Annotated in this window: 12 protein-coding genes; 6 read left to right on the top strand and 6 right to left on the bottom strand. The window is 67.5% G+C overall.

The genetic code is table 11. From position 1 onward, the window contains the following. Positions 1 to 73: 73 nt before the first annotated feature. Positions 74 to 715, bottom strand: coding sequence for a TetR family transcriptional regulator (locus ACP26O_RS13415; protein WP_011657800.1), 642 nt, complete (start codon positions 713 to 715; stop codon positions 74 to 76). A 397-nt stretch (positions 716 to 1,112) separates the two neighbouring features. Here ACP26O_RS13415 and ACP26O_RS13410 point away from each other — a divergent pair, with 397 nt between their 5' ends. Genes ACP26O_RS13410 through ACP26O_RS13400 form a run of 3 tightly spaced genes read left to right on the top strand, consistent with a single transcriptional unit; the run spans position 1,113 to position 7,153 of the window. Further along, complete coding sequence (locus ACP26O_RS13410; protein WP_175665434.1) at positions 1,113 to 2,414, top strand: efflux RND transporter periplasmic adaptor subunit; 1,302 nt, start codon at positions 1,113 to 1,115, stop codon at positions 2,412 to 2,414. A gap of 15 nt (positions 2,415 to 2,429) precedes the next feature. Then, positions 2,430 to 5,630: an efflux RND transporter permease BpeB gene (gene bpeB / locus ACP26O_RS13405; protein ID WP_175665435.1), complete on the top strand. Its 3,201-nt coding sequence runs from the start codon at positions 2,430 to 2,432 to the stop codon at positions 5,628 to 5,630. Next, on the top strand, positions 5,630 to 7,153 hold the full coding sequence (locus ACP26O_RS13400) for an efflux transporter outer membrane subunit (RefSeq protein ID WP_175665436.1): 1,524 nt from the start codon (positions 5,630 to 5,632) through the stop codon (positions 7,151 to 7,153). The genes bpeB and ACP26O_RS13400 overlap by 1 nt, the downstream gene beginning before the upstream one ends. 229 nt (positions 7,154 to 7,382) lie before the next feature. On the opposite strand, the gene ACP26O_RS13395 is transcribed toward ACP26O_RS13400, so the two are convergent. Next, positions 7,383 to 8,759 carry a nucleobase:cation symporter-2 family protein gene (locus tag ACP26O_RS13395; protein ID WP_165751948.1) on the bottom strand — a complete coding sequence of 459 codons (1,377 nt, stop codon included), beginning with the start codon at positions 8,757 to 8,759 and terminating at the stop codon, positions 7,383 to 7,385. Between the two features lie 449 nt (positions 8,760 to 9,208). Between ACP26O_RS13395 and ACP26O_RS13390 the strand changes: the two genes are divergently transcribed. The 3 genes from ACP26O_RS13390 to fghA are packed head-to-tail and all read left to right on the top strand — an operon-like array spanning position 9,209 to position 11,780. After that, positions 9,209 to 10,690, top strand: a complete 1,482-nt coding sequence (locus tag ACP26O_RS13390) for a xylulokinase (protein WP_175665437.1) — start codon at positions 9,209 to 9,211, stop codon at positions 10,688 to 10,690. 10 nt (positions 10,691 to 10,700) lie between these two features. Then, positions 10,701 to 10,916, top strand: a complete 216-nt coding sequence (locus ACP26O_RS13385; protein ID WP_175665438.1) for a hypothetical protein — start codon at positions 10,701 to 10,703, stop codon at positions 10,914 to 10,916. 15 nt (positions 10,917 to 10,931) lie between these two features. Continuing rightward, positions 10,932 to 11,780 (top strand): S-formylglutathione hydrolase, encoded by an 849-nt coding sequence (fghA, locus tag ACP26O_RS13380; protein WP_175660338.1) that lies wholly within the window; start codon positions 10,932 to 10,934, stop codon positions 11,778 to 11,780. A 107-nt stretch (positions 11,781 to 11,887) separates the two neighbouring features. On the opposite strand, the gene ACP26O_RS13375 is transcribed toward fghA, so the two are convergent. From ACP26O_RS13375 to ACP26O_RS13360, 4 genes are read right to left on the bottom strand one after another with little or no spacing between them, the layout of a single operon-like run. Continuing rightward, positions 11,888 to 12,670 carry a metal ABC transporter permease gene (locus tag ACP26O_RS13375; protein ID WP_175660337.1) on the bottom strand — a complete coding sequence of 261 codons (783 nt, stop codon included), beginning with the start codon at positions 12,668 to 12,670 and terminating at the stop codon, positions 11,888 to 11,890. Beyond that, on the bottom strand, positions 12,663 to 13,553 hold the full coding sequence (locus ACP26O_RS13370; protein WP_012364586.1) for an ABC transporter ATP-binding protein: 891 nt from the start codon (positions 13,551 to 13,553) through the stop codon (positions 12,663 to 12,665). The genes ACP26O_RS13375 and ACP26O_RS13370 overlap by 8 nt, the downstream gene beginning before the upstream one ends. 13 nt (positions 13,554 to 13,566) lie before the next feature. Further along, the gene (locus ACP26O_RS13365) at positions 13,567 to 14,481 is read right to left on the bottom strand and encodes a metal ABC transporter solute-binding protein, Zn/Mn family (RefSeq protein ID WP_175665439.1); all 915 of its coding nucleotides are present in this window, start codon (positions 14,479 to 14,481) and stop codon (positions 13,567 to 13,569) included. 49 nt (positions 14,482 to 14,530) lie between these two features. After that, positions 14,531 to 14,992 (bottom strand): Fur family transcriptional regulator, encoded by a 462-nt coding sequence (locus ACP26O_RS13360; protein ID WP_011657790.1) that lies wholly within the window; start codon positions 14,990 to 14,992, stop codon positions 14,531 to 14,533. Positions 14,993 to 15,210: the final 218 nt, after the last annotated feature.

The following is a 15,210-nucleotide window of genomic DNA, read 5'->3' as shown; positions in this document are numbered from 1 at the left end:
CGCCCGCGCTTGGCCGGATCGCCCCGCCGAGCACGATGAAACGGCGCACGTCGCGCCGTCGGCGCAGCGCCCGTCAGTCGCCCGTCTTCAGCATCGCCGGGCTGTAGCGCAGCATGTCGAAGCAGCCGTCGACGAGTTTTTCCGCATGCTGCTCGGCGTCGATTTCGTCGGGCAGCATCAGCATGTCGCGCACGAAACCGCTGACGAGCGTGTGCAGCATCAGCGTCGCGCGCCACGTGTCGAGCCGCTCGGGCAGCAGCTTGAGCCGGACGGCGACCGCGAGATCGGCATCGATCGCGTGCAGCGCCTCGCTCATCCCCGCGCGGTTGCGCTGCAGCAGCGGCTCCATGTCCGCGACGTATTCGCACTTCATGAACAGGATGCTGAACACACGTCGCAACTGCGAGTCGCGCTGCACGCCGAGCAGGCACCAGATCAGAATCTTGCGAATCGTGTCGAGCGGATTGCCGCCGGGCGCGTCGTGCGGCATGCGCTTGAGTTCGTCGATCGGCAGGAACACGCGGTCGAACATCGCGTCAAACAGCTCGCTCTTGTTCGCGAAATGCCAGTAGATCGCGCCGCGCGTCACGCCGGCGTGCTGGGCGATGTCCGCGAGCGACGTGTGCGACACGCCCTTCTCGAAGAATACGTGTTCGGCGGCATCGAGAATGCGGTTGCGCGTCTCGAGCGCCTCCTCCTTGGTACGTCTGACCATGTGCAGGCCTGAATGGATCGATCGTAGGTGAATATAGGGTCTGCAACCCTCGTCGCCGTCTCCGGGAGCCGCTATGCTCTCGATTGGAAATAATTCGTAAGATTGGGCGGGTCGCGACGGGCGATCGGGCTTTTTACATACATTCGTGAATGTATATACAATACCACCCTACGATCGAATGGCCCAAGTGGCAATCAGTTAATATCCCACTCTGCTGATTCCCGCCAAAGTACCATCCGCAGTTCGCGGCATCTCGTCGGCATGGAGGTCTCGTGCCGACTTGCTGTATCCAGCAGTCCCGTAATTCAGGTGTTCGATCTGCGCCGCGAGGCGCATCCGTGTTGCGCTCCCGCGGGGCGCTGCACTCATTCCATTGGTTACAAACAGAGGTCGCTCCATGCGCGTCGAACGGGTTCCATACCGCTTGATCACTGTCGCGGCAGCCGCGGTTTTCCTGGCTGCCTGCGGAAAAAAAGAATCGGCACCGCCGCCGCAAACGCCGGAAGTCGGTGTCGTCACCGTCCAGCCGCAAGCCGTCCCGGTCTTCACCGAACTGCCGGGCCGCACCAGCGCCTTCCTCGTCGCGCAAGTGCGCGCACGGGTCGACGGCATCGTGCTGCGCCGTGAATTCACCGAAGGCGGCGACGTCAAGGCCGGCCAGCGCCTCTACAAGATCGACCCGGCACCGTACATCGCTCAGCTGAACAGCGCGAAGGCGACGCTCGCCAAGGCGCAGGCGAACCTCGTCACGCAGAACGCGCTCGTCGCGCGCTACAAGGTGCTGGTGGCCGCGAACGCGGTCAGCAAGCAGGAATACGACAACGCGGTGGCCACGCAAGGCCAGGCCGCGGCGGACGTCGCGGCCGGCAAGGCAGCGGTCGATACCGCGCAGATCAACCTCGGCTATACGGACGTCGTGTCGCCGATCACCGGCCGCGTCGGCATTTCGCAAGTCACGCCGGGCGCCTACGTGCAGGCGAGCCAGGCGACGCTGATGTCGACGGTGCAGCAGCTCGATCCGGTCTATGTCGACCTGACGCAGTCGAGCCTCGAGGGGCTGAAGCTGCGCCAGGACGTGCAGAGCGGCCGTTTGAAGACGAGCGGCCCGGGCGCGGCGAAGGTGTCGCTGATCCTGGAGGACGGCAAGACCTATTCGGACGCCGGCAAGCTGCAGTTCTCCGACGTCACGGTCGACCAGACGACGGGCTCGGTGACGATCCGCGCGGTGTTCCCGAACCCGGGCCGCGTGCTGCTGCCGGGGATGTTCGTGCGTGCACGGATCGAGGAAGGCGTGAACGAGAACGCGTACCTGGTGCCGCAGATCGGCGTCACGCATGACGCGAAGGGCCAGGCGGTCGCGCTGGTCGTGAACGCGAGCAACAAGGTCGAGCCGCGTCCGCTGAAGACGACCGGCATGCAAGGTCAGAACTGGATCGTCGAAGGCGGCCTGCAAGCGGGCGACCGCGTGATCGTGCAGGGCGTCGAGAAGGTTCGTCCGGGCGCGACGGTGAAGTCGGTCGCCGCGCAGTTGCCGGCCGCCGACGCCGCATCGGGTGCGGCCGTATCCGCCGCGCCGGCCGCCGCCGCTGCCTCGGGCGCCGCCGCCTCGGGCGCTGCTGCCTCGGGTGCCGCAGCATCGGGTGCCGCCGCCTCGGGCGCAGCGCCGGCGAGCGCCGCCGCCGCTTCGAGCGCGAAATAACAGGGAGCCTGTTTCATGGCAAAGTTTTTTATCGATCGCCCGATCTTCGCGTGGGTGATCGCCATCATCCTGATGCTGGCCGGGGTCGCGGCGATCTTCACGCTGCCGATCTCGCAGTATCCGACGATCGCGCCGCCATCGATCCAGATCACCGCGAACTACCCGGGCGCTTCCGCGAAGACCGTGGAAGACACGGTGACGCAGGTGATCGAGCAGCAGATGAGCGGTCTCGACAACTTCCTGTACATGTCGTCGACGAGTGACGACTCGGGCAACGCGACGATCACGCTGACCTTCGCGCCGGGCACCAATGCCGACATCGCGCAGGTCCAGGTGCAGAACAAGCTGTCGCTCGCGACGCCGGTTCTGCCGCAGGTCGTGCAGCAGCTCGGTCTGTCGGTGACGAAGTCGAGCAGCAGCTTCCTGCTGGTGCTCGCCTTCAACTCCGAAGACGGCAGCATGAACAAGTACGACCTCGCGAACTTCGTGGCGTCGCACGTGAAGGATCCGATCAGCCGGTTGAACGGCGTCGGTACCGTCACGCTGTTCGGCTCGCAGTACGCGATGCGGATCTGGCTCGACCCGACCCGCCTGACGAACTACGGCCTCACGCCGGTCGACGTGTCGAGCGCGATCGCCGCGCAGAACGTGCAGATCGCGGGCGGCCAGATCGGCGGCACGCCGGCCAAGCCGGGCACCGTGCTGCAGGCGACGATCACCGAATCGACGCTGCTGCAGACGCCCGAGCAGTTCGGCAACATCCTGCTGAAGGTCAACCAGGACGGCTCGCAGGTTCGCCTGAAGGACGTCTCGAAGATCGAGCTCGGCGGCGAAAACTACAACTTCGACACGAAGTACAACGGTCAGCCGACCGCGGCACTCGGTATCCAGCTCGCGACCAACGCGAACGCGCTGGCGACCGCGAAGGCCGTGCGCGCGAAGATCGACGAGCTCGCACCGTTCTTCCCGCACGGCCTCGTCGTGAAGTATCCGTACGACACGACGCCGTTCGTGAAGCTGTCGATCGAGGAAGTGGTCAAGACGCTGCTCGAAGGCATCGTGCTCGTGTTCCTCGTGATGTATCTGTTCCTGCAGAACCTGCGGGCGACGATCATCCCGACGATCGCGGTGCCGGTGGTGCTGCTCGGCACGTTCGCGATCATGTCGATGGTGGGCTTCTCGATCAACACGCTGTCGATGTTCGGCCTCGTGCTGGCAATCGGCCTGCTGGTTGACGATGCGATCGTGGTGGTGGAGAACGTCGAGCGGGTGATGGCGGAAGAGGGGCTGTCACCGAAGGAGGCGACCCGCAAGGCGATGGGCCAGATCACCGGCGCACTCGTCGGCGTGGCGCTCGTGCTGTCGGCGGTGTTCGTGCCGGTCGCGTTCTCCGGCGGTTCGGTCGGCGCGATCTATCGTCAGTTCTCGCTGACGATCGTGTCGGCGATGGTGCTGTCGGTGCTGGTCGCGTTGATTCTGACGCCCGCACTGTGCGCGACGATCCTCAAGCCGATCCCGCAGGGCCATCACGAGGAGAAGAAGGGCTTCTTCGGCTGGTTCAACCGCACGTTCAACAACAGCCGCGAGAAGTACCACGTCGGCGTGCACCACGTGATCAAGCGCTCGGGTCGCTGGCTCATCATCTATCTGGTCGTGATCGTCGCGGTCGGGCTGCTGTTCGTGCGCCTGCCGAAGTCGTTCCTGCCCGATGAAGACCAGGGCCTGATGTTCGTGATCGTGCAGACGCCGTCGGGTTCGACGCAGGAAACGACCGCGCGCACGCTCGCGAACATTTCCGACTACCTGCTGAAGGACGAGGAGGAAATCGTCGAATCGGCGTTCACGGTCAACGGCTTCAGCTTCGCCGGCCGCGGCCAGAACTCCGGTCTGGTGTTCGTGCGACTGAAGGACTACTCGCAGCGTCAGCACGCGAACCAGAAGGTCCAGGCGCTGATCGGCCGGATGTTCGGCCGCTACGCGGGCTACAAGGACGCGATGGTGATCCCGTTCAACCCGCCGTCGATTCCTGAACTCGGCACGGCCGCCGGCTTCGACTTCGAGCTGACGGACAACGCCGGTCTCGGCCACAACGCGCTGATGGCCGCGCGTAACCAGCTGCTCGGGATGGCCGCGAAGGATCCGACGCTGCAGGGCGTGCGTCCGAACGGGCTGAACGATACGCCGCAGTACAAGGTCGACATCGATCGCGAGAAGGCGAACGCGCTCGGCGTGACGGCGGAGGCGATCGACCAGACGTTCTCGATCGCGTGGGCGTCGAAGTACGTGAACAACTTCCTCGACACCGACGGCCGGATCAAGAAGGTGTACGTGCAGTCGGACGCGCCGTTCCGGATGACGCCGGAAGACCTGAACATCTGGTACGTGCGCAACGGGGCGGGCGGGATGGTGCCGTTCGGCGCGTTCGCGAGCGGTCACTGGACGTACGGTTCGCCGAAGCTCGAGCGCTACAACGGCGTGTCGGCGATGGAAATCCAGGGTCAGGCCGCACCGGGCAAGTCGACCGGTCAGGCGATGACCGCGATGGAAGGGCTCGCGAAGAAGCTGCCGGTTGGTATCGGCTATTCGTGGACCGGCCTGTCGTTCCAGGAAATCCAGTCCGGCTCGCAGGCGCCGGTCCTGTACGCGATCTCGATCCTGGTCGTGTTCCTGTGTCTCGCGGCGCTGTATGAAAGCTGGTCGATCCCGTTCTCGGTGATCATGGTGGTGCCGCTCGGCGTCGTGGGTGCACTGCTCGCGGCGACGATGCGCGGCCTCGAGAACGACGTGTTCTTCCAGGTCGGCCTGTTGACCACGGTGGGCTTGTCCGCGAAGAACGCGATTCTGATCGTCGAGTTCGCGCGCGAACTGCAGATGACGGAGAAGATGGGGCCGATCGAGGCCGCGCTGGAAGCGGCGCGCCTGCGGCTGCGTCCGATCCTGATGACGTCGCTCGCGTTCATTCTCGGTGTGATGCCGCTCGCGATCAGTAACGGCGCGGGTTCGGCGAGCCAGCACGCGATCGGTACCGGCGTGATCGGCGGGATGATCACGGCGACGTTCCTCGCGATCTTCATGATCCCGATGTTCTTCGTGAAGATTCGCGCGATCTTCAGCGGCGAGAAGGAAGACGTCGACGAGGCGCTGCGCCTGGCTCAGGAGCACTCGCACCACGAAGAGAAGCCGGGCAACGGCGACGAAGGCAACAAGGGACAGTGATGATGCAAAAACACGCTTTGACTGCAATCGCGGTCGCGCTCCTTGCCACGGGCTGCACGATGGCGCCGCACTACAAGCGGCCCGACGCACCCGTCGCGCAGGCGTACCCGGCCGACGGCGTCTATGCGACGCAGCCGGGTGCTGCCGGCGCGCGCAGCGCGAACGGCCAGGCGGCGACCGCCATCGGCTGGCGCGAATTCTTCGTCGATCCGCGCCTGCAGCGGCTGATCGAGATCGCGCTGAAGAACAACCGCGACCTGCGCGTCGCGGTGCTGAACATCGAGGCGGCGCGCGCGCAGTACCAGATCACGCGCGCCGGCCTGTTCCCGACGCTCGACGGCACGGGCACCGGCACTATCCAGCGCGTGCCGCAGGGTCTTTCGCAGACCGGTGCGCCGTACATCTCGCGCGCCTACAACGTCGGCCTGTCCGCGTCGTGGGAGCTCGACCTGTTCGGCCGCGTGCAGAGCCTGAAGGACCAGGCCCTCGCGCAGTACCTGTCGACGTCGTATGCACGGCAGGCCACCGAGATCTCGCTGGTGTCGCAGGTCGCGGATCAGTACCTGACGCTGCTGTCGACCGACGACCTGCTGAAGGTCACGGAAAACACGCTGAAGACCGCGCAGGCGTCGTACGACCTGACCAAGCTGCAGTTCGACAACGGCACGGGCTCCGAGCTCGAGCTGCGTCAGGCGCAGACGGTGGTCGAGCAGGCGCTGTCGAACCAGCAGGCGCAGGCGCGCGCGCGTGCGCAGGCATTGAATGCACTGGTGCTGCTGGTCGGCGAGCCGCTGCCGGACGATCTGCCCGCAGGCATGCCGCTCGACGCGCAGAACCTGCTGACGGACGTGCCGGCCGGCCTGCCGTCGGACCTGCTGACGCGTCGCCCCGACGTGATGCAGGCCGAGCAGACGCTGCTGGCCGCGAACGCGAACATCGGCGCGGCACGCGCGGCGTTCTTCCCGCGCATCTCGCTGACGGGCGCGTTCGGCACCGGCAGCCCCACGCTCGGCGGGCTGTTCAAGGCCGGCACGGCGGCGTGGTCGTTCGCGCCGCAGATCACGATGCCGATCTTCGAAGGTGGGCAGAACATCGCGAACCTGAACCTCGCGAACGTGCAGAAGCGCATCGAGATTGCCAACTACGAGAAGGCGATCCAGTCGGCGTTCCGCGAAGTGTCGGACGGGCTGGCGGCACGCGGCACGTACGACCAGCAGATCGCCGCGCTCCAGCGCAACGAGCACGCGCAGCAGCGTCGTTTCGATCTGTCGGACCTGCGCTACAAGAACGGGGTCGACAGCTACCTGTCGGTGCTGACCGCGCAAACCGATCTGTACACCGCGCAGCAGACGCTGATCAACGCGCGTCTGGCCCGCTGGACGAACCTGGTCGACCTGTACCGCGCACTGGGCGGCGGGTGGATCCAGCAAGCCGGCGAGACGCCGCGCGCGCCGGACCAGACGGTCGACTACGACAAGGCGGCCGCACCGGCGCCTGCGTCGGCGGCGGCGACGAACGGGTAAGCACGACGGCGGGCAGGGGCGGGCGACCGCTCCGGTTCGCTGAAGTCGCGGTCCCCGGGATGCGACAACGCCACGGACGAAAGTCCGTGGCGTTTCTTTTTGGGCGGCCGGTTTGTCGCGACAGCGCATCGCCATCACCGCTGCGGTCCTTCGCCGCAAAGCAAAACGCCACGGCTTGCCGTGGCGTTTTTCGTTTGCCGTGTCGCGCCGTGCGTCCGGCGCGGACCGATCAGTGATGCACGTCGGCCGGGCGCCCGTCGAAGTCATGTCCTGCGCGACGGATCTCGCACTTCGCATCCTTCTCGCCCTTCACGCCGTTGAACACGATGTTCAGGATCACGGCGGAGGCCGACGCGAGCAGGATGCCGCTGTGCAGGATCGGTGCGAGCGCGGGCGGCAGCTTCGAGAAGAAGTGCGGCGACACGACCGGCACGAGGCCCATGCCGACGCTCACCGCGACGATGAACAGGTTGTGCGTGTTGTTCACGAAGTCGACCTTCGACAGCACCTTGATGCCGTTTGCCGCCACCATCCCGAACATCACGATGCCCGCGCCGCCCAGCACGAACGGCGGCACCGACGCGACAACCTGCGCCATCTTCGGGAACAGGCCGAGCAGCACGAGGATCACGCCGCCCGTCGCGCAGACGTACCGGCTCTTCACGCCCGTCACGCCGATCAGGCCGACGTTCTGCGAGAACGACGTGTGCGGGAACGAGTTGAAGATGCCGCCGATCAGCGTGCCGAGGCCGTCGACGCGCAGGCCGCGCACCAGACGGTCCTGGTTGACAGGACGATCGACCATGTCGCCGACCGCGAGGAACATGCCGGTCGATTCGATGAACGTGACGAACATCACCGTGACCATCGTCGCGATCGACAGCGGGTCGAAATGCGGCAGGCCGAAGTGGAACGGCATCACGAAACCGACCCACGGTGCGAGCGCCACGCCGTCGGTATTCACACGGCCGACTGCAAACGCGATCACGAAGCCGGCTACGATGCCGAGCAGCACCGAGATGTTCGCGAGGAAGCCGCGGCCGAACTTGTTGATCAGCAGGATCAGCGTGAGCACGAGCAGCGACAGGCCGAGATAGACGGGGCTGCCGTATTCGGGGTTGCCGACGCCGCCGGCGGCCCAGTTGATCCCGACTTCCATCAGCGACAGCCCGATCACCGCGATCACGGTGCCGACCACGACCGGCGGGAAGAACCGCAGCAGCTTGCCGATCGTCGGCGCGAGCACGATGCCGATGATGCCGGCCGCGATGGTCGAGCCGAAGATGTCGAGAATGCCGAGGCCGGGGTTGGTGCCGATCGCGATCATCGGGCCGACCGCGGCGAACGTGCAGCCCATGATGACGGGCAGGCGGATCCCGAAGATCCACAGGCCGAGCGTCTGGATCAGCGTGGCGATGCCGCACGAAAACAGATCGGCGCTGATCAGGAACGCGATCTGGTCTTTCGGCAGCTTCAGCGCGCCGCCGACGATAAGCGGCACGGCGACGGCGCCGGCGTACATGACGAGGACGTGCTGCAGACCAAGCGTTACAAGCTTGCCGGTCGGCAGCACCTCATCGCACGGATGGACCGTGTTCGATTGCATCTGTCTCACTCCATGATCTTGTTTTCGGGGTGGTACGAAGTTATGCGGAATGCACCATCGCAACAAGAGCACTGGGTTCTATTCCGCTCTTTGCAGGTTCGATATGCCGGTTCGGCATGCAACAGGGGGAAGATCATCGGGAAACACCGCTGGAGTGAGGTTCCCCGGTTTTATAGCCCTTCAAAATAGTGCGGGCCCCCATGTCAAATATCGTCGGCTTTATGGTCTGTATCGGCGCGTCGGCATAGTGGCAAAAACGACCTGCGAAAAATCGCGCCGGGTTAACCCGCGAGCGGCCGTTTTCACGCGCAAGATGCAGCCTCGTGAAGCCCGGCGCGCGCGGTCGCGTTTTCGCATTCCCGCAGCGGCAAAAGCGTCGCGCAAATCAGAGCCACGCGTCGCGATCCCGCTATCATCGACATCCGTTTACTCGACTACGCCACCCAGCCATGCGCCTGCTCGGAATCGACCTCGGTACCGGCTCCATCAAACTCGTCACGCTCGATGCCGACGGCATCGAGCGCGCGGTTGCGAGCGAACCCTATGCATTGTCTTCGCCGCAGCCCGGCTGGGCCGAAATCGCGCCCGACGTGTGGTGGCAGGCGCTCGTGCGCGCCGCGGCACGGCTGCCGGCCGCCGAGCGCGAGCAGGTCGCCGCGATCGGCTTCTCCGGCCAGATGCATGGCGTCGTGCTGATCGACGCGGCCGGGCAGCCGGTGCGGCCCGCGCTGTTGTGGCCCGACACGCGCGCGGTGCGTGAAGCTGACGCGGCCGACTGGCCCGTCGCCGGTGTGCCCGTCGCCGGATTGCCCGTCGCCGGTGTGCCCGTCGCACCGAATCCCGTCGCGCCCGGCATGGCGGGCCCGCTGTTGCGCTGGCTGGCCGCACACGAGCCGCAGGCGCTGCAGGCCGCGCGCCGGGCCGTGCAGCCGAAGGACTGGCTGCGCATCGCGCTGGGCGGTGACGTCGCGGCCGATCCGAGCGATGCGTGCGCGACCGCGCTCGCGACGCCGGACGGCGCGTGGGATACGGCGCTGATCGACGCGCTGGGCCTGTCGGCCGACCGCTTCGCACCGGTGCAGCCGTCGAGCGCGCGCTGCGGCGTGCTCGCCGCGACGGCCGCGACGGCGCTCGGGCTGCCGGCCGGCGTGCCGCTGGCGACCGGGGCGGCCGATACCGCGTGCGCGGCGCTCGGCAGCGGGCTCGTCGCGGCCGGCGACGCGCTGCTCACCACCGGCAGCGGCGGCCAGATCGTCGTGCTCGCGGATCGCTTGCCGCCCGCGCGGCGCGGGCTTCATCGCTATCGCACGGCGGCCGGCGGCGGCTATTACACGATGGCCGCGATGCAGAACGTCGGCATCGCGCTCGAAGCGGTGCGCGGCTGGCTCGGCTATGACGGCTGGCCGGCGGCGTACGACGACGCGTTCGCGCAGCCGCCGTCCGAGCGGCTGTGCTTCCTGCCGTACCTCACGGGCGAGCGCTCGCCGTGGATGAATCCCGATGCGCGCGGCGGCTGGCTCGGACTCGGGCTCGGTGACACGCGCGGCGCGATGATGCGCGCCGCATTCGAAGGCGTCGCGTTCGCGTTGCGCGCGGGGCTCGATGCGATCCGCGACGCGAACCCGGCCGATCCGGTGACGACGCTGCGCCTCGCCGGCGGCGGCTCGGTCGATCCGCGCTGGCGCCAGTTGCTCGCGGATGCGCTCGGCGCCTCGCTCGACGCGGTCGATTGCCCGAACGCCGCGACGCGCGGCGCCGCGCTGCTCGCGGGCATCGCGATCGGGCACTGGCGCGAAGACGCGCTGCGCACGCTGGCGCCGGCTGCGTCGCCGGTCGCCGCGCCGCGCGACGATCGCGCGCTGGCCGCCCGCCATGCGCGTTTCGTCGATCTGTATACGCGAACGGATGCGTGGTTCACGACCGGCGTTTAAACTCGGGCACTTGTCCTGTCGCGACGGCGGTGACGCATCGCGGCAAGCCGGCGACTGTTTCGCGCACGCGATCGGCGGCGGGATCGGCGATCATGGCGGGCACGGTTTCGCCGTGTCGCGCGGCACGGCCCCGCATGACACGCACGCGCTGCCGCCCGCGAAGCTCGACGACGGCTTCGACTCGATGAAGACGGGCGAATCGATTCGCCCGATCGTGCTGTATTGAACGGAAGGGAACTCCATGCTCGAACTCGTTTCTTCGCATGCTTGCCACGGTGGCGAGCAACGCTTCTATCGCCACGATTCGAAGGCCATCGGCCTGCCGATGAAGTTCTCGGTGTACCTGCCGCCGCAGGCGGCGCACGGCCGCGTGCCGGCGCTGTTCTACCTCGCGGGGCTCACGTGCACGGAGGAAACGTTCGCGATCAAGGGCGGCGCGCAGCAGTATGCGGCGCAGCACGGCCTCGCGCTCGTGATGCCCGATACGAGCCCGCGCGGCGCGGACGTGCCGGGCGAGTCCGATGCGTGGGATTTCGGCGTCGGCGCGGGCTTCTATGTCGACGCGACGCAAGCGCCGTGGTCGACGCATTACCGGATGGAATCGTACGTGACGGGCGAGCTGCGCGAACTCGTCGCGGCCGAGCTGCCGATCGACGGCGCGCGGCTCGGGATCTTCGGCCACTCGATGGGCGGGCACGGCGCGCTGACGCTCGCGCTGCGCCATCCCGACCTGTACCGCTCGGTGTCGGCGTTCGCGCCGATCGCCGCGCCGACGCGCTGCCCGTGGGGCGAGAAGGCGTTCTCGGGCTACCTGGGCGCCGACCGCGACGCGTGGAAGGAGCACGACGCGAGCGAACTCGTCGCGCGTGCGGACGCGCCGAAGTTCGCCGACGGCATCCTCGTCGACCAGGGCCTCGCCGACCAGTTCCTCGCGAACCAGCTGAACCCCGACGTGTTCGAAGCCGCGTGCGCGAAGGCCGGCCAGCCGCTGACGCTGCGCCGACACGCGGGCTACGACCACGGCTACTACTTCATCTCGACGTTCATCGCCGATCACATCGCGCATCATGCGCGCGTGCTTGCGCGATGAACGGCGCACGAAGGCTGTAACCCGCGGCGCGGGTCGCACGTCGCGCTCGCATCAAGCATGAAAAAACGCCGGCTGAGCCGGCGTTTTTCATTTGTGCCGCCCGACGCTCAATGGCGCCGCAACAGGCTCGCGCCGTACACAAGCGCGGACAGCGCGGTAATCCAGAAGCTCGTCGGCCAGTCGGTGTGATACGCGAGCGTGATCCCGAGCCACGCTTCGAACAGCGCGAACAACGCGGCGAGCAGCACGCCGGTCGACAGCCGCGTCGACACGTTCTGCGCGGCCGCGGCCGGCCCGACCAGCAGCGTGAACACCAGCAGCACGCCGACGATCTGCGTCGCCGCGGCCACCGCGAGCGCGCATACCGCGAGGAACAGCATCGACACCGTGCGCAGCGACACGCCCTTGGCTTCGGCCAGCTCGGGCTGCAGCGACGCAAACAGCAGCGGCCGCGCGATCAGTGCGAGCGCGACGAGGCTCACCGCGCCGATGCCGGCCAGCACCGCGAGCGTGTCGCGGCTGACCGCGAGCACGTTGCCGAACAGCAGCGCGGTGACCTGCGTCGCGAACGACGTGTAGAAGTGCAGGAACAGCAGCCCGAAGCCGAGCGCGCCGGACAGCACCACGCCGATCGCGACGTCGCGGCCAGCGAGCCGTTCGCCGAGCGCGCCCATCCCGATCCCGGCCGCGAGCGTGAAGCCGACCATCCCCCACATCGGCGAGATGCCGAGCAGCACCGCGCCGGTCGCGCCGGTGAAGCCGACGTGCGACAGCGCGTGGCCGGCGAAGGTTTGTCCGCGCAGCACCAGGAAGTAGCCGACGATGCCCGCGAGCACCGCGACGATCCCCGACGCGGCGAACGCGTTGATCATGAAGTCGTATTCAAACATCGTGCGAATGCCCGGGATGAGCGTGTCCGTGGTGGTGATGGCCGTGGCCGCCGCCACCGCCATGCGAGTGGCCGTCGTCGTCCTCGTGTTCGTGATCGTGCTTCTCGACTTCGACGTCGCCCGACATCACGAAGATCTTGCCGTTCACGCGCATCACGTCGATCGGCGAGCCGTAGAGTCGCGACAGCACCGGCTTGGTGATCACCTCGTCGACGGTGCCGAGCGCGGCGACGCCGTTGCCGAGATACAGCACGCGGTCGAGCGCGTTCAGCAGCGGATTCAGTTCGTGCGCGGAAAACAGCACGGTGATGCCGAGCTCGCGCTGCACGTTGCGCACGAGCTCGACGACGCCGCGCTGATGGTTCGGGTCGAGGCTGATCAGCGGCTCGTCGAGCAGCAGCAGCTTCGGGCTGCCGAGCAGGCACTGCGCGAGCAGCAGCCGCTGCCGCTCGCCGCCGGACAGTTCCGACAGCGGCCGGCGCGCGAGCGCCGCGCCGCCGACGAGCTCGAGCACGCGCTCGACGTCGCGCCGCGTCGCGGCGTTCGGGTGCGGCAGCCCCCAGCGATGGCCGTCGGCGGCCATCGCGACGAAGTCGTAGCCGCGCATCCGGCGATTCGCGAGGCCGCTTCGGATCTGCGGCATGTAGCCGATCGACGCGTTGCCGCGCACGACCGGCACGCCGCCGACCGACAGCGTGCCGCCCGAGACGGGCACGAGGCCGAGCACCGCGCGCATCAGCGTCGTCTTGCCCGCGCCGTTCGGTCCGAGCACGCCGACGAATTCGCCGGGTTCGATCGAGAAGCTGACGTCGCGCAGGATCGTGCGGCCGCCCAGTTCGAGCGTGACGCGATCGAGTGCGAGTGCGTGGGGAGTGGGGCTCATGTCGTTGCGTCGATCATTTCTTGCTGGCGGAAAGCGCGGCCGCGAGCGCGTCGAGCTGGCCGGTCATCCATTGCTGGAAGGTCTTGCCGGCCGGCTGCGTCTCGGTGACGCTCACGCTCGGCACGCCGCCGTCGCGCGCGACTTTCAGCAGGCGCTTGGTCATCGGCGCTTCGGCCTGGCTGTTGTAGATCAGCACGCGCACCTGCTTCTTGCGCAGGTCGTTCTCGAACGCGGCGACGTCCTGCGCGCTGGCTTCGGTGTCGTTCATCGTCGCGAGCTGGAAGCGCTGGTTGCGCATGTCGAGGCCGATCGCGTCGGACATGTAGCCGAACACAGGCTCCGTGGCCGTCACCGGCACGCCCTTGTACTGCGCGCGCAGCGCGGCGACCTTGTCGTCGACGGGTTTCAGCGACGCGACGAACTTCTGCAGGTTCGCGTCGTAGTCGGCCTTGTTCGCCGGATCGGCACGGCCGAGCTCGGCCGCGATCGCGCGCGCGGCGGCCGGCATGGTCGCCGGGTCGTACCAGACGTGCGGATTGTCGCCGGCCTTCTTGCCGACGAGATCGGCGACGACGATCGTCGCGCGCTTCGTCTGCTTCGACGCGCCGAGCAGCTTGCTCATCCACGGATCGTAGTTCGCGCCGTTGTAGATCACGACCTGCGCATGCTGCAGCGCGCGCGCGGTCTTCGGGCTCGCTTCGAACAGGTGCGGATCCTGGTCGGGATTGCTGAGGATGCTGGTCACCGCGACATGGCGGCCGCCGATCTGCGACGCGACGTCGCCATAGAAATTCTCGGCGGCGACGATGTTGACGGTCGCGGCCTGCGCGCAGGCAGGCGCCACAAGCGACAGCACGGCAGCCGAGGCGGCCAGCAGGCGAACCAGCGGCAGGGCGCGTCGTGGCGCGCGCTTCAGGGCAATGGACATGGAACTCCTCGTTGGAAGGGGGCGGCGCCGAGCGCCGCGCGGGGCGGCGTCAGCGATGCGCGGGCTTGCCCTTGCAATGCCCGCACAGGCCGTTCAGCTCGACGACCTGGTGATGGACTTCGAACCCGTGCGCGGGCGCGCTCGCGGACAGCTGCTTCGCGAGGTCGCTTCCCGGGATCTCGACGGTCTCGCCGCACGAATCGCAGATCAGGAACTGGCCTTCGTGCGGCACGCCGATCTCGCAGCACGCGAAGAACGCGTTCTTCGATTCGATCCGGTGGATGAAGCCGTGCTCGACGAGGAAATCCAGCGCGCGATAGACGGTCGTGGGCGGCACGCGGCCGCGCTGCGGCTCGAGCTCGGCGAGCAGGTCGTACGCGCCGATCGGGCGCTGCGCGGCCAGCACGCGTTCGTAGACCTGGCGGCGCAGCGGCGTCCACGCGAGCCCGTGCTCGGCGGCGAATGCGTCGGCCCGGGACAGCCGGGCGTCGATGGGCGATGAGGTGGCCATGGCGTGAAGCAGGCATGAAAAACGAAGTATGGCGATGATATAACGTATCTCCCTGGCGTGCAGCCCGAATTCCATCCCGCGCGCACGCTCCGTCCCCTTCAGCGCCGGTTCAGCCGCGCCGCACCCGGTGAGCCGCGCCTTGCCGGACGCGGGTCACGAGCCGGCGCCGCGCTGCGCCTTGCCGCAGCGCATCATCGAAAGCCGCCGCGTCGCCTTGA

This window comes from Burkholderia sp. R-40 (genome assembly GCF_049942845.1).
Classification (GTDB): Bacteria; Pseudomonadota; Gammaproteobacteria; order Burkholderiales; family Burkholderiaceae; genus Burkholderia; species Burkholderia ambifaria.
The sequence above is the reverse complement of the archived record's forward strand: the minus strand, read 5'-3'. Positions and strand labels throughout refer to the sequence as shown.

Bases quoted from the DNA above. Each gene is read 5' to 3' on its own strand.
- ACP26O_RS13365 (WP_175665439.1), bottom strand. From the start codon at position 14,481: ATGTCCATTGCCCTGAAGCGCGCGCCACGACGCGCCCTGCCGCTGGTT.
- ACP26O_RS13410 (WP_175665434.1), top strand. From the start codon at position 1,113: ATGCGCGTCGAACGGGTTCCATACCGCTTGATCACTGTCGCGGCAGCC.
- ACP26O_RS13400 (WP_175665436.1), top strand. From the start codon at position 5,630: ATGATGCAAAAACACGCTTTGACTGCAATCGCGGTCGCGCTCCTTGCC.
- fghA (WP_175660338.1), top strand. From the start codon at position 10,932: ATGCTCGAACTCGTTTCTTCGCATGCTTGCCACGGTGGCGAGCAACGC.
- ACP26O_RS13370 (WP_012364586.1), bottom strand. From the start codon at position 13,553: ATGAGCCCCACTCCCCACGCACTCGCACTCGATCGCGTCACGCTCGAA.
- ACP26O_RS13375 (WP_175660337.1), bottom strand. From the start codon at position 12,670: ATGTTTGAATACGACTTCATGATCAACGCGTTCGCCGCGTCGGGGATC.
- bpeB (WP_175665435.1), top strand. From the start codon at position 2,430: ATGGCAAAGTTTTTTATCGATCGCCCGATCTTCGCGTGGGTGATCGCC.
- ACP26O_RS13360 (WP_011657790.1), bottom strand. From the start codon at position 14,992: ATGGCCACCTCATCGCCCATCGACGCCCGGCTGTCCCGGGCCGACGCA.
- ACP26O_RS13390 (WP_175665437.1), top strand. From the start codon at position 9,209: ATGCGCCTGCTCGGAATCGACCTCGGTACCGGCTCCATCAAACTCGTC.
- ACP26O_RS13415 (WP_011657800.1), bottom strand. From the start codon at position 715: ATGGTCAGACGTACCAAGGAGGAGGCGCTCGAGACGCGCAACCGCATT.
- ACP26O_RS13395 (WP_165751948.1), bottom strand. From the start codon at position 8,759: ATGCAATCGAACACGGTCCATCCGTGCGATGAGGTGCTGCCGACCGGC.